Here is a 13763-nt window from a genome sequence, read left to right as displayed (position 1 = left end):
GCCCCTCAGTCCCATTCCAGGCCGCCGCGCCGCCACACATACGCGTAGGCGACGAAGACGGTGAGCACGAAGAGCAGCATCTCCACGAGCCCGAACACACCCAGGGCGTCGAAGGTGACGGCCCACGGGTAGAGGAAGACGATCTCGATGTCGAAGACGATGAAGAGCATCGCCGTCAGGTAGTACTTGATGGGGAAGCGCCCGCCGCCGGCCGGCGTGGGGGTCGGCTCGATGCCGCACTCGTAGGCCTCGAGCTTGGCCCGGTTGTACCGCTTCGGACCGATCAGCGTGGCCATGACCACGGAGAAGATCGCAAAGCCTGCCCCGAGGGCTCCCAGTACGAGGATGGGCGCATACGCGTTCACCGCTCCTCGCTCCTCTCAGTCGGCACTGACTGGTGGCGGTTGCGTCGGGCCCGGGAACCCGCCTCACCTGTTCCGCGAACCTCGCCCGTCCGGGCGAAGATCGCGAACATGTGAAGCAGGTCACAAGCCCAACCGCCTCGCATCTTATGCCTGCCGGTCTGTGATCTGCGACACGGGGTATTGCACAAGCTTTGTGATCTCCACCACCTGACGAAGGATCATGAAGTCGGATGAGCGGTGATCTTCACACGTGAAGCGTCCGAGTGGTCACCAGAGGTGACATTTTCCCGCGTCTGCGCAGGTGATCGGGGGCGTCTCAATATCAAGAGGCTTCCCGTGCATGCAAATTGGCACAAGGGCCGACCCCTTGATAAAGGGCGTCATTCACACATCAGAGGGATCCGCGTCACGCGATGTGGACGCGTGCACGCGTTCACGAGCTCATCCGGGCGCGAACCGTCGACGCACGGAGAGCGCCGCCCGGCGTGCAGGGAAGCCGCCCTCGCGGCACGGGGAAGCCGTCCTCGCGCGAGACGCGGCCTCCCCGGTGACCGTTCCGTGACCTCCACCACATTCATAAAAGATCCATGAGAACCGGGCTTGGCCAACGGTCCCGAGCGATGGTAGGTCGCGGGCAATTCGGACGTAACCACGAAAGACCGTGATCACAGGCTTGATCACCTGTGTCCACAATGTCCGTTACGGCGTCAATAAGGAGTGGCGCGAGGGGTATTGAGGGGACCCGTTGAACAATTGTGGCGCAGCACACGTTGCTTGAAGGTATGGAGGAGCCCCTGATACCGCTAGTACCCATGTCCCACACCGCTCACATACGCAGCCACCGGAAGCCCCGCCGCAGCGCGTCGACGATCGCGATGCGGGCCGGAGTCGCCGGCGGCGTCCTCGGCACCCTGGCCGTCGCGGCATCGGGCGCGGCCAACGCGGCCGAGCCGGTGACGCAGACCTTCGAAATGCCCACCCTCACCGGCGACCTGGTCGCCCAGATCGCCCAGTCCGCGGACGCCACACAGCAGGCCGCCGCGGACTACCAGCTCCAGGCCGAGCGTGACGCTGCCGCGGCGAATGCCGCGAAGCAGGCCAAGGCGGACCTGGCCGAGGCGAAGCAGAAGGCCGAGGCGGCCCGGAAGAAGGCGGCCGAGACGGCCCGCAAGGCCGCAGCGGAGCGCGCTTCGCGCGACTCGGCGCGGGACACGCTCAGCGCCTCCACGGCCACGCAGGCGAGCACGTCGACGGCGACCGGTTCGGCCGCGGCCGTCATCGCCTTCGTCAAGGCCCAGATCGGCGACGCCTACGTCTCCGGCGGCACCGGCCCCAACTCGTGGGACTGCTCGGGTCTGGTGCAGGCCGCCTTCAAGCAGGTCGGCATCGACCTGCCGCGCGTCTCCCAGGACCAGTCGGTCGCCGGCACCCAGGTCTCGCTGAGCAACCTCCAGCCGGGCGACATCCTGTACTGGGGCAGCGCGGGCAGCGCGTACCACGTGGCGGTGTACGTCGGTGACGGCATGTTCGTCGGCGCGCAGAACCCGTCCACGGGCGTCGTGATGAAGCCCCTGTCGTACGACCCGCCGAGCGGCGCGGTGCGCATGCTCTGACGCGGGCACGCACAGCCGTACGGGGTGAAGGGCCGCAGCCGCTCGGGGGCAGCGGCCCTTCCGGCATGTCCGTACGCGCGCCGGCGTGTGAAGGGGCCCCGGCCCTCGGCCGGGACCCCCCTCCCCCGGGTCAGGCCTTCGGGGCCACCTTGCTCAGGCCGTTGATGATGCGGTCCATCGCGTCGCCGCCGGTCGGGTCGGTGAGGTTGGCGAGGAGCTTGAGGGTGAACTTCATCAGCATCGGGTGGGTCAGACCGCGCTGGGCCGCGATCTTCATGACCTTCGGGTTGCCGATGAGCTTCACGAAGGCGCGGCCCAGCGTGTAGTAGCCGCCGTAGGTGTCCTTGAGGACGCGCGGGTAGTGCTGGAGGGCGATCTCGCGCTGCCCCGGGGTGGAACGGGCGTGGGCCTGGACGATGACGTCGGCCGCGATCTGGCCGGACTCCATGGCGTAGGCGATGCCCTCGCCGTTGAAGGGGTTCACCAGGCCGCCGGCGTCGCCGACCAGGAGCAGGCCCTTGGTGTAGTGGGGCTGGCGGTTGAAGGCCATGGGCAGGGCCGCGCCGCGGATCGGGCCGGTCATGTTGTCCGGGGTGTAGCCCCAGTCCTCGGGCATCGACGCGCACCAGGCCTTGAGGACCTCGCGCCAGTCGAGCTCCTTGAAGGAGTCCGAGGTGTTGAGCACGCCCAGACCGACGTTCGACGTGCCGTCGCCCATGCCGAAGATCCAGCCGTAGCCGGGCAGCAGCCGGTCCTCGCCGGGACCGCGGCGGTCCCACAGTTCCAGCCAGGACTCCAGGTAGTCGTCCTCGTGGCGCGGCGAGGTGAAGTACGTGCGCACCGCGACGCCCATCGGGCGGTCCTCGCGGCGGTGCAGTCCCATCGCCAGGGACAGCCGGGTGGAGTTGCCGTCGGCGGCCACCACCAGCGGGGCGTGGAAGGTGACCTCCCGCTTCTCCTCGCCGAGCTTGGCCGTCACGCCGGTGATCCGGCCGGTGCGGTCGTCGACGACCGGGCCGGAGACGTTGCAGCGCTCGAACAGGCGGGCGCCCGCCTTCTGGGCCTGGCGGGCGAGTTGCTCGTCGAAGTCGTCGCGCTTGCGGACGAGCCCGTAGTCGGGGAAGGAGGCGAGTTCCGGCCAGTCGAGCTGGAGGCGGACGCCTCCGCCGATGATCCTGAGCCCCTTGTTGCGGAGCCAGCCGGCCTCCTCCGAGATGTCGATGCCCATCCCGACGAGCTGCTTGACGGCGCGCGGCGTGAGTCCGTCGCCGCAGACCTTCTCGCGCGGGAACTCGGTCTTCTCCAGCAGGAGTACGTCGAGACCGGCCTGGGCCAGGTGGTAGGCGGTGGCGGAGCCGGCCGGCCCCGCGCCCACGACGATCACATCGGCGGTGTTGTCGGAGAGTGGCTCGGTCACGGCGGGATTCTCCCCAAGGTTCGAAATCTGCGTGCCGACCGGCACTGGACATGGGCAGTCTATTCAGCAGAATTGATCACCCGGCTGAAGGGCTGCCCCGTGAACCGACCTCTGCCCGTCGTACACCTCCGTGTCCCCACCGACGAGGACGCCGTCGCCTGGCATCGGATCTTCGACGACCCCGATGTCATGGAATTCCACGGCGGCAGATCCTCGGAGTTGTACGTCTACGAGGAACTCACGGCCCGCCAGCGCCGGCACGACGCCGAACGCGGCTTCTGCCTGTGGACGATGCTGGACGAATCCGGCCGGGTCATCGGCTTCACCGGGGCTCAGCCGTGGCCGCAGGAGTGGGGGCCGAAGGGCGAGATCGAGATCGGCTGGCGGCTCGGCCGGGAGCACTGGGGCAAGGGGTACGTGACCGCGGCCGCGGGGATGACACTGGAGCGGGTGCGCGCGGCGGGGGTGCCGAACGTGGTGGCGATGGTCCTCTCCCAGAACGCCCGGTCGATCGCGGTCACCCAACGGCTGGGCATGAGCCTCGCCGAGGTGTTCACGACCCCGACCTCGAAGAAGGAGGGGCACTGCTACCGGCTCGCGCTGTGAGCCCCGGAGGCGACAGGTGACGCTGAGTAAGTATTCGTTACAGAAAGCCACTTGACACTTCCGGACGGCACCCTCGGGCGGTTACTCTGCCAGTACCGCTGGGGGTGACACCTGTGCGCTTAACACCCAAAACGCCCGAAGTGCGCGTGCCCAAGCTCGTCGGCCTCATGGCCGTGGACGCCCGCGAGGCCGCCGTGGCCCACGGCTTGCTGCTGGCCGCACCCGACCGGCCCGAATTCCATCGCACCGTCGTCGACTACGTCGTACGGCAGTACCCGCCGCCCGGTGTCGAGGTGCCGCGCGGCGTCGTCGTGACCGTGTGGTTCGACCTCGGCGAGGGAGAGGGCGGCGGAGGCGCGGGCGTGCGCGAGCCGCGGATCCCGAACCCCACCGGAGGCGGGATGCAGCGCGAGTTGGGCGAGCCGGGCGGCGCCTTCGAGGTGACCAGGTAGCAGCCGGGGGTGCGGCACAGGGCGTGCGGCCGGGCGGGGTGCGCCAGGGGGCGTGCGGCCCGGCGGGAGCGGCCGCCCGCCGAAAGCCCGCCTCAGGCCTGCTTGAAGCCCCGGTGCAGCGCGACGATGCCGCCGCTCAGGTTGCGCCAGGCCACCTGCGACCAGCCGGCCCCGCGCAGCCGCGCGGCGAGCCCGGACTGGTCGGGCCAGGCACGGATGGACTCGGCGAGGTAGACGTACGCGTCGGGGTTGGAGGAGACCGCGCGGGCTACCGGCGGCAGCGCGCGCATCAGGTACTCGGTGTAGACCGTACGGAACGGCGCCCAGGTCGGGTGGGAGAACTCGCAGATCACCACGCGGCCACCGGGCTTGGTCACCCGGTACATCTCGCGCAGCGCGGTGTCGGTGTCCTGCACGTTGCGCAGTCCGAAGGAGATCGTGACGGCGTCGAAGGTGTCGTCCTTGAAGGGCAGCCGGGTCGCGTCGCCGGCCGTGAACGGCAGCCAGGCGTTGCGCTTCTTGCCGACCTGGAGCATGCCGAGGGAGAAGTCGCAGGGGACGACGTAGGCGCCGGTGCGGGCGAAGGGCAGCGACGACGTGGCCGTACCGGCGGCCAGGTCGAGGACCTTCTGGGCGGGGCGGGCGTCCACCGCCTTGGCGACCTCCTTGCGCCAGCGCCGGTCCTGGCCGAGGGACAGCACGTCGTTGGTGAGGTCGTACCGTTCCGCCACGTTGTCGAACATCGAGGCGACTTCGTGCGGCTGCTTGTCCAAGGATGCGCGGGTCACCGGCCCATTGTGGCAGTACGGGCCGGACGCACCCACGCCCGGCCCACCCTCCGACGTGTCACGGCAGCAGCCTCGGCCTCTTCTTCGCCGCCACGTCCTCGACCCACCCGCAGAGCAGCACGAAGACCGCTATCAGGATCCAGCCGACGCCGAACATGAACCACTGGCTCTCCAGCGGCAGCCACTTCTCGAACGCGGGCACGTCCCAGAACCGGTCTATCAGCGGGACGGCGAGGATCAGGGCTATCTCGTGCCACAGGTAGATCGTCACCGCGCGGGCGTTGAAGACGGTCACGATCCGGTCCAGCCGCCGGAACCGGGCGAGGCCGGCGAAGTCGACCTCGAAACGCGCCTTGAAGTACATCAGCAGCGTCACGAACCCGGCCGACCAGAAGGCCTGGGCGAGCGGTATCTCGTCCAGGTCGTAGGTGCCGAACTCGCCCCGGTGCGCGAAGGCGTACCAGCCGCCGAAGCCGATCGCGGCGAGCGAGAGCACGACGACCACGGCCGGCCGCAGCCGCTGGAGCACGCGGTCGCGGTGCGCGAAGCCGAGGATCCAGCAGAACAGGTACGTCGCCAGGTCCCACAGGGCGCTGCCGAAGCGGCCGTCGGGCGGTGTCCAGACGAGCTGGAGGACCGTGATCGGGGCGAGGGAGGCCAGCAGGACCGGTACCGGGGCCCGCCGGAACACCTTCAGCAGCAGCGGGGAGAGCAGGACGAACCACAGATACGTCCGCAGGTACCAGAGGATCTCCCAGGCCTGCGTGCCCCAGGCGTTGCCCGGCGGGTCGCCCAGCGGCACGATCCAGTAGACGATCTGCCAGCCCGGCATCCAGTCGTGGACCAGCATCGCGAGGACCACGAAGAAGCCCCAGAACCAGAACGGCGGCAGCAGCCTGCGCAGCCGGCTCCTCACCACCTTGGGCGCGGGGCGCTCCAGGGACTTCGCCATCAGGGTGCCGGCGAGACCGAACATGACCCCCATCGAGGGGAAGACCATCCCCGCCCAGGCCCACCCGAAGGTGTGATACGTGACCACGCGCACCAGCGCCACGGCACGCAGGGTGTCGAAGTAGCGGTCGCGGCCGGCCGGCCTCGGCGCGGGCGCGGGCGTCTCCTCCGCGACAGCGGGAGCCTCGGCGCCGGCCTCCGGCTCCACGTCCGCCGCCGTCTCCGCCTCGGGCTCGGGTCCGGGCCCGGGCCCGGGCCCGGACTCCACCGGGGGCGGCGGCGCCGTCGGGTCGGCCGCCGGCTGCTGCGGCCCGTATCCCGTGTGCGGCTGGGGGTAGGGTTGCCGTACGTACTGCTGCTGCGGCTCCTGACCGCCGTAGCCGTATCCCTGCCCGTAGCCCTGCTCGTACCCGTACCCGTGCCCGTAGCCGTACCCGGGCTGCTGCTGCGGCTGCTGCCCGTACCCCTGCTGCGGATACCCCTGTCGGTACGGCTGCTGCTCCGCTCCCCAGCTCATCGGCCGACCCCCGCCGGGGTGCCGACCTCGCCGGTGCGCTTGAGCTTCTGCCACCGCAGCCGGCCGCCGGTCAGGGCGGTGATGCAGGAGTGGATGAGGACGAGGTACATCATCTGGCGGTAGGCCAGCTGCTGGAGCGGCATCATCAGCAGGTAGCGGTACTTCTCCCGGTCGAGACGGAACGCGTACGCCGCGCACGTCAGCTGGACCGCCAGCACCGCCAGCCAGGCCAGCAGGGCCGCCCGGAAGTCGATGAAGATCATCGAGTAGGCGGTGAACACGTCGATGAGCGGCGCGAAGACCGGGGTGACGATCTGGAAGATCACCACCAGTGGCATGCCGACCCGGCCGAAGCGGCCCGACGGCCCCTTGTCCGTCAGGGACTTGCGGTGCTTCCACAGCGCCTGCATGGTGCCGTACGACCAGCGGTAGCGCTGGGACCACAGCTGCTTGAGCGAACCGGGCGCCTCCGTCCAGGCCTTGGCGTGCTCCTGATAGACGACCCGCCAGCCGGCGCGGTGCATGGCGATGGTGATGTCGGTGTCCTCGGCGAGGGTGTCCTCGCTCATCCCGCCGACCTCCAGCACGGCGTCCCTGCGGAACGCGCCGATCGCGCCGGGGATGGTGGGCATGCAGCGCAGCAGGTCGTACATGCGGCGGTCGAGGTTGAAGCCCATCACGTACTCGATGTGCTGCCAGGCGCCGATGACCGTGTCGCGGTTGCCGACCTTGGCGTTGCCCGCGACCGCGCCGACCTCCGGGTCGGCGAAGGGCTGGACGAGCTGGTGCACGGCGTCCGGCTCGAAGACGGTGTCGCCGTCCATCATCACGACGATGTCGTGACTGGCGCTGCGCACGCCGTTGTTGAGGGCGGCGGGCTTGCCCGCGTTCTCCTGGCGGACCACCCGGACGTTCGTCATGCCGAGCGACTCGGCGGCGGCGCGGGCGATCTCGGAGGTGCCGTCCGTGGAACCGTCGTCGACGACGATGATCTCGATCGGATGGGTGCTCTGCGCCAGCGACTTCAGCGTGTTGGCGATGCACTCCTTCTCGTTGTACGCCGGGACGATCACGCTCACCGGCCGGGTCACCGTGGGCCCCCAGCCGAACCGGCGTCTGTTGCGCTGCCGGTGGTGACGGCGGGCGAGGATCAGCATCATCCCGAAACGGCCCATGACGGCGACGCCCACGACCATGAGCCCGACCGAGAGCACGGGCACCGTCCACTCGGCGACGGCCACCGCCACGATCAGGGCCTTGCCCTCGTAGAGGGTGGCGCCGGTGGCTTCCCGGTGCGCCGCCTGGAGGCCGGTGGTGGTGCTGCCGGAGCCGGTGGTGCCGGAGCCGCCGTTCGGCAGGTTCCCGGCCGGCTGCCCACCGGCCGCTCCGGCCTGCGCGGCACCCGCCGCCTGCTCCCGGCCCGCGCCCGCTCCCGCGGTCGTCCCCCGCCCCGCCGCGGCGTCCTGCTGCATGACGCCGCTGATGGTGGTGAAGGTGTAGCCCTTCGCCTTCATCTTCTTGATGTACTTCGGCAGCGCCTCGATCGTCTGGGAGCGCTCGCCGCCCGCGTCGTGGAACAGGACCGACGCGCCGTCGGTACCGCTCGGCGTCGCCCACTGGATGATCTTCGAGACGCCCGGCCGCTTCCAGTCGTCGCTGTCGGTGTCGACGAAGACGCTGGTGTAGCCGTCCTCGCCGAGCCTCTTGTAGACGGGCCAGCTGTAGTTGTCGATCGCGTCCGTCTCGGAGGAGTAGGGCGCACGGAACAACGTCGTCGTGATGCCGGCCGCACCCGCCAGGGCGAGTTGCGTCTGTTCCATTTCCCGGTCGACCCGGGTGCCACTCTGGTACGAAAGGTCGACATGGGTGAAAGTATGGATTCCGACCTCGTTGCCCTGATCGACCATGGTCTTCACGATGCCCGGATAGCGCGAGACCATCGAGCCGACCAGGAAGAACGTGCCGGGCACGTCGTTCTCCTGAAGGATCTTCAGGACTTGGGGCGTCCAGGTGGGGTTCGGGCCGTCGTCGAAGGTGAGGGCGATCGTCTTGTCGGGCACCGAGACGCTCGTGGCCTGCCCGCCCCGGAAGGTGAGGATGGGGCCGCCGTCGAGGATCTTCTCGGGGACCTTGCTGGCGCTCGCCCCGTCGCGCACCCGTTCGTCGCCGCCGACCTCGGCGCGCAGATAGCCGTCGAGCAGCATCACGCAGGTCAGCGCGAGCAGGAGCAGCAGCGCGAGGATGACACGGGGTTTCTGGAGCGCCGCGGCGCGGCCGGCCGCCCGCTCGATACGGGTGGGGGCGCGGCGCCGGCCGCGAGGGGAAGTCGTGGTCGTCATGAGGCTGGCCGCGTTCCCGTCAGTTGGCGGCCGCGACGGCGGACGCGGTCGGGTCTGCGGACGAGGTCGGGTCTGCGGACGAGGTCGGGTCGGTCGACGCGGACGGGTCCGCGGCGCCCGAGGGCCGTGCCGACGGGGTGCCGACGGGACGGTCGATCCGGTTGCCGAGGCCGCCGTCCGGCCGCAGACCGCCGGGACCCTGCACGCCCTGCGCGGTGCCCCCGAACGGCAGCAGCGAGGACGGGTTCAGCGAGGTGCCCCACCCCATGAAGGCGGCGCCGAGCACGCCCGCGTACGCGAGGCAGACCACGCCGAGGAGGGTGCCGATCCGACGCAGCAGCTTCGATCTGCGTCCCGAGTTGTCAACGAACACGGGCCCCTCGGCGGAGGCGTTGCCGCGTTTGCGGCGGCGACCACGGTCGGCGCCACGACTTTCGATGGCAGTCTCTGAATGCATTCCACGGATATTAGGGACGCTTTATGTGTCAACCCCTTTGGCTTCCCTATGAGCCCACCATGAGAGGCACTCCAACCTGTCTTTTCGCCAAGAGAACTCGTAAATCCAAGCGCTCCTCGACATCCGTCCGGGTGACTCGAATACCCCTTTCGTACGGGCGTTTCGCGGAGCTTGCCCAGACCTTTCCATGAAATTCCTGTGAGAACACTGTGCGCGTAAGACCACAGCGTGATGTGAGACATTTCCATACGTCAATCACGCTTTGTTTCCATCCTGAGACAGAAATCACGAGAGCGGGTGCATACGCAATGAGGAGTTTTCTGCGGCCGATGGCCGGGCTGGCCTGCCTGTTTGCCATGGCCACGGCGGGCTGCTCGGCGGGGTCCGGCGGCACGTCGGACGCGGCACCCGCGGCGCCGCGACAGTCCGGCTCCTCCCCCTCGGCGGGCACCTCGGACAAGGGTTCGGAGGGTGACGCGCAGACCCCGTCGTACGAGCCCTACGTCAGCGCCGAAGAGGCCTCCGCCAACGACTCGGCCGGCTCCCCGACGACGTACAACCTGGCCTTCGTGATCTCGGACGGCAGCAGCTGTACGCCGAAGTGGAACGGCACCACGGCCATCGGGGACTTGGGGGTGAAGTCCCGGATCGCCAAGCTGACGAAGTCCGGCGCGCGCGTGCGCGTCTCCTTCGGCGGGGCCTCCGGCAAGGAACTGGCGTCGGTCTGCGACAGCGCCTCGGAGCTGGCGGACGCCTACAGCCAGGCGCTGGACGCGGCGGGGGCGACCCTGGCCGACTTCGACGTCGAGGGCACCCAGCTGGCCGACTCCGGCTCGGTCGCCCTGCGCTCCCGGGCGATCGCCGAGCTGCAGAAGGACCGTCCCGGCCTGCGGGTGTCCTTCACCCTTCCGGTCATGCCCAGCGGCCTCGACGCCGACGGCCTGGCGCTGCTGAAGTCCGCGAACAAGTACGACGTCCAGGTCTCCGTCGTGAACATCATGACGATGAACTACGGCGAGTCGTACACCGCCGACATGGGCGACTACGCCCTCACCTCGGCCAAGGCCACCCACGCCCAGCTGAAGGAGGTGTTCGGGCTGTCCGACGCGGCCGCCTGGCGGGGGATGGCCCTGACCTCGATGCTCGGCGTGAACGACGTCGCCGGCGAGACGTTCTCGCTGTCGGACGCGGCCCAGGTGCGGACGTTCGCCGAGGAGAAGCAGATCGCCTGGGTGTCCATGTGGTCCACCTTCCGCGACCAGCAGTGCGAGGACGGCCGGGCCGCGCAGGACGACGCGGCGACCGACTGCAGCGGGGTGAAGCAGAGTTCGGGGGCGTTCGCGGAGGCGTTCTCGGGCTGAGGGCTGAGGGCCGAGGGGCTGAGGACCGAGGGCCGAGAGCCGAGTCCGGAATCACCGGCGTGGGCGCCGCCCGGGGCGCCGGAGGTCACCTGCGCCGGTGCACCAGCCGTCCCGCGACGACGGTCGCCACACAGGTCGCGGCCCCGCGGTCCAGCAGCGTGGCCTCGTCCGGGACGTCGAAGACGGCGAACGTCGCGACACCGGCGGGCATTAGCGGCCCCGCACCGGCCTCCGCGAGACTCCCGGCACAGGCCAGCGGGTCCAGGGAGGGCGCCCCGGCGGGGAGCACCGGGCGCTGCACGGTGAGCAGCCCCGCCCGGCGCACCGCGTCCAGCACGGCGGGCCGGGTCAGCGCCCCCGCCACCGCGACGGTTCCGTGCGCCAGCATCCGCTGCACGCCGCGCCGGGCGCTCGCACCCCAGCGGGTGTCGGTGGGCGCCAGCGCGGCCAGCGCCTCGCCGGTGAGCGGCTCGGTGCCCAGTTCGTCGGCCTCGCGCGGGTCGGGATGGTAGGCCCGCTCCAGCAGTTCGGGCCCGTACGGATTCAGCAGTCCCGGCGTGAGCAGTCCCGGCCAGCGGCGGACGCGGGCCGTCGGGTGCCCGGCCGCCAGCTCCGCGTACGGGCCGACGGCCGCCAGCTCCCGGCCGTCGACGAGCACCGCGCCGTCCGGCAGGGCGGGCCGCCGGTCCCCCGGGATCAGCAGGTCGGCGGCGTGGATCGTCAGCACGGGCAGGTCAGTTGGAGGCGAGCAGCTTCAGTTCGGGATGTGCCGTGCCGCCCTCGATCGCCGTGGAGGAGATGTGCGACATGACGCGCTCGTCCACGGGGTCGTTCGCCGGGTCGTCGTGCACCACGATGTGCTCGTACGTCGTGGTCCGCTGGGCCGGGACCCGGCCCGCCTTGCGGATCAGGTCGATGATCTCCAGGCGGTTGGAGCGGTGCTTGGCGCCGGCGGAGGAGACGACGTTCTCCTCCAGCATGATCGAGCCGAGGTCGTCCGCGCCGTAGTGCAGGGACAGTTGGCCGACCTCCTTGCCGGTGGTCAGCCACGAGCCCTGGATGTGGGCGACGTTGTCCATGAACAGCCGCGCGATGGCGATCATCCGCAGGTACTCGAAGAGCGTGGCCTGGGTGCGGCCCTTCAGGTGGTTGTTCTCGGGCTGGTAGGTGTACGGGATGAAGGCCCGGAAGCCGCCCGTACGGTCCTGGACGTCACGGATCATCCGCAGGTGCTCGATGCGCTCGGCGTTGGTCTCGCCGGTGCCCATGAGCATCGTGGACGTGGACTCGACGCCCAGCTGGTGCGCGGTCTCCATGATCTCCAGCCAGCGCTCGCCGCTCTCCTTCAGCGGGGCGATGGCCTTGCGCGGCCGCTCCGGGAGCAGCTCGGCGCCGGCGCCGGCGAAGGAGTCGAGTCCGGCCTGGTGGATACGGGTGATGGCCTCCTCGACCGACACCTTCGAGATCCGGGCCATGTGCTCGACCTCGCTCGCCCCCAGGCTGTGGATGACGAGCTGCGGGAACTCCTTCTTGATGGCCGAGAAGTGCTTCTCGTAGTACTCGACGCCGTAGTCCGGGTGGTGGCCGCCCTGGAACATGATCTGGGTGCCGCCCAGTTCGACGGTCTCCGCGCAGCGGCGCAGGATGTCGTCGAGGTCGCGGGTCCAGCCCTTGTCGGTGTCCTTGGGGGCCGCGTAGAAAGCGCAGAACCGGCACGCCGTGACGCACACGTTCGTGTAGTTGATGTTGCGCTCGATGATGTACGTCGCGATGTGCTCGGTGCCGGCGTACCGGCGGCGGCGTACGGCGTCGGCGGCGGCGCCCAGCGCGTGCAGCGGGGCGTCGCGGTAGAGGACCAGCGCCTCCTCGGGCGTGATGCGTCCGCCCGCCGCCGCACGGTCGAGCACGGCTGTGACATCAAAAGACGTGGGCTCGGCCTTCTCGGTCACCGGAGCATCCCCTTCGTCACGGGTTGTGGACGGACCGAACCAGCCTACGCCAGGCCTTTTCCCGCCCTGGCCGCACCCGTCCGGTACGGGCCGCGCGCGGCCGTACGCAGTCGTACGCAGTCGTACGCAGCCGCGCCCCGACGCGGAGGACGGTGACCGCGACGGCTGTACACACACGCACCCGCCGTCAGACCGAGCACACCCCCGCCGTCAGACCGCGCACGCACGCACCCGCCCTCAAGCCGTGTACGCGCCGATCAGCAGCCCGGTGAACGCCCCCGCGATCAGGAACGGCCCGAACGCGATGGACGTCTTGCGCCCGGCGCGCCGCGCGACGACGAGGGCACCCCCGTACACCGCCCCGAACAGGAACCCGGCGAAGGTGCCGAGCAGCACCGTCGGCCAGCCGTACCAGCCGAGGACCGCCCCGGCGCCGAGCGCCAGCTTCACATCGCCGAAGCCCATGCCGGCCGGGTTGACGAGGAACAGCACGAAGTAGCCGCCGCCCAGGGCGAGGGCGCCGTACAGCGCGGTGAGCCAGGTGCCCGCGTGCTCGGGCGCGAGGGCGGCCGCGCCGAGCAGGGCGAGGGCGGCGGAGGCGAGCGACAGGGTCAGGACGTCGGGCAGCCGCTGCACCCGGAAGTCGACCACCGCCAGCAGCACCCCGACCGGCGCCAGCAGCAGCCAGACGGCGAGCTCGGGCCGGGTGCCGGTGGCGGCCGCGAGGGCGGCACAGACAGCGGCGGTGGACAGGGACAGGAGCACGGGGCCGGGCCCGTACCGGGCCTCGGCGCCCGGGCAGCGCGCGCATCGCGCCCGTCCGGTCCAGCCGCGCAGCGGATGCCCGCCCGGACACTCCCGGCGCCACGGTTCACCCGGCGGCACGGAGAAGCGATGGGCGGCCCGGGGCAGCAGCGCCCCCGTCGCCGCACCCCACAGAGCGGCGAC

The 13763-nt window shown here is 70.3% G+C and carries 13 protein-coding genes; 4 read left to right on the top strand and 9 right to left on the bottom strand.

Annotation, left to right across the window (positions count from 1 at the left end; translation table 11 throughout):
• Positions 1-5: 5 nt before the first annotated feature.
• The gene (locus tag ABT085_RS16985; protein ID WP_007383963.1) at positions 6-365 is read right to left on the bottom strand and encodes an NADH-quinone oxidoreductase subunit A; all 360 of its coding nucleotides are present in this window, start codon (positions 363-365) and stop codon (positions 6-8) included.
• 812 nt (positions 366-1177) lie between these two features.
• On the opposite strand from ABT085_RS16985, the gene ABT085_RS16980 reads away from it, so the two are divergent.
• Complete coding sequence (locus tag ABT085_RS16980; protein ID WP_351607660.1) at positions 1178-1978, top strand: C40 family peptidase; 801 nt, start codon at positions 1178-1180, stop codon at positions 1976-1978.
• Between the two features lie 130 nt (positions 1979-2108).
• On the opposite strand, the gene ABT085_RS16975 is transcribed toward ABT085_RS16980, so the two are convergent.
• Positions 2109-3395, bottom strand: a complete 1287-nt coding sequence (locus tag ABT085_RS16975; RefSeq protein ID WP_351607658.1) for a geranylgeranyl reductase family protein — start codon at positions 3393-3395, stop codon at positions 2109-2111.
• Between the two features lie 99 nt (positions 3396-3494).
• On the opposite strand from ABT085_RS16975, the gene ABT085_RS16970 reads away from it, so the two are divergent.
• Positions 3495-4001 (top strand): GNAT family N-acetyltransferase, encoded by a 507-nt coding sequence (locus tag ABT085_RS16970; protein WP_351607655.1) that lies wholly within the window; start codon positions 3495-3497, stop codon positions 3999-4001.
• A 113-nt stretch (positions 4002-4114) separates the two neighbouring features.
• Positions 4115-4453, top strand: coding sequence for a PASTA domain-containing protein (locus tag ABT085_RS16965; protein ID WP_385522133.1), 339 nt, complete (start codon positions 4115-4117; stop codon positions 4451-4453).
• 92 nt (positions 4454-4545) lie between these two features.
• On the opposite strand, the gene ABT085_RS16960 is transcribed toward ABT085_RS16965, so the two are convergent.
• The 4 genes from ABT085_RS16960 to ABT085_RS16945 are packed head-to-tail and all read right to left on the bottom strand — an operon-like array spanning position 4546 to position 9505.
• Positions 4546-5241, bottom strand: a complete 696-nt coding sequence (locus ABT085_RS16960) for a demethylmenaquinone methyltransferase (protein ID WP_351607649.1) — start codon at positions 5239-5241, stop codon at positions 4546-4548.
• 58 nt (positions 5242-5299) lie between these two features.
• Entirely contained in the window at positions 5300-6709 is a 1410-nt protein-coding gene (locus ABT085_RS16955) for an acyltransferase family protein (protein ID WP_351607647.1), read from the bottom strand.
• Complete coding sequence (locus tag ABT085_RS16950) at positions 6706-9048, bottom strand: bifunctional polysaccharide deacetylase/glycosyltransferase family 2 protein (protein WP_351607644.1); 2343 nt, start codon at positions 9046-9048, stop codon at positions 6706-6708. Before ABT085_RS16950 ends, ABT085_RS16955 begins: the two co-directional genes overlap by 4 nt.
• A gap of 19 nt (positions 9049-9067) precedes the next feature.
• Entirely contained in the window at positions 9068-9505 is a 438-nt protein-coding gene (locus tag ABT085_RS16945) for a hypothetical protein (protein ID WP_351607642.1), read from the bottom strand.
• Between the two features lie 308 nt (positions 9506-9813).
• Here ABT085_RS16945 and ABT085_RS16940 point away from each other — a divergent pair, with 308 nt between their 5' ends.
• Positions 9814-10866, top strand: coding sequence for a chitinase (locus tag ABT085_RS16940; protein WP_351607639.1), 1053 nt, complete (start codon positions 9814-9816; stop codon positions 10864-10866).
• A gap of 85 nt (positions 10867-10951) precedes the next feature.
• Here the strand turns inward: ABT085_RS16940 and ABT085_RS16935 are convergent, their stop codons facing one another.
• From ABT085_RS16935 to ABT085_RS16925, 3 genes are all read right to left on the bottom strand, one after another.
• A complete protein-coding gene (locus ABT085_RS16935) occupies positions 10952-11593 on the bottom strand; it encodes an imidazolonepropionase-like domain-containing protein (protein WP_351607637.1) in 642 nt (213 codons plus the stop codon).
• A 7-nt stretch (positions 11594-11600) separates the two neighbouring features.
• A complete protein-coding gene (gene mqnC / locus ABT085_RS16930) occupies positions 11601-12815 on the bottom strand; it encodes a cyclic dehypoxanthinyl futalosine synthase (RefSeq protein WP_351607634.1) in 1215 nt (404 codons plus the stop codon).
• Positions 12816-13052: 237 nt separating this feature from the next.
• Positions 13053-13763, bottom strand: a 711-nt coding sequence (locus ABT085_RS16925) for a prepilin peptidase (protein WP_351607631.1), incomplete at its 5' end; no start/stop codon positions are given.

Source organism: Streptomyces sp. NPDC002265 (genome assembly GCF_040296125.1).
GTDB lineage: Bacteria > Actinomycetota > Actinomycetes > Streptomycetales > Streptomycetaceae > Streptomyces.
Note: the sequence above shows the minus strand (reverse complement) of the source record. Positions and strands in the feature narration are given on the sequence as shown.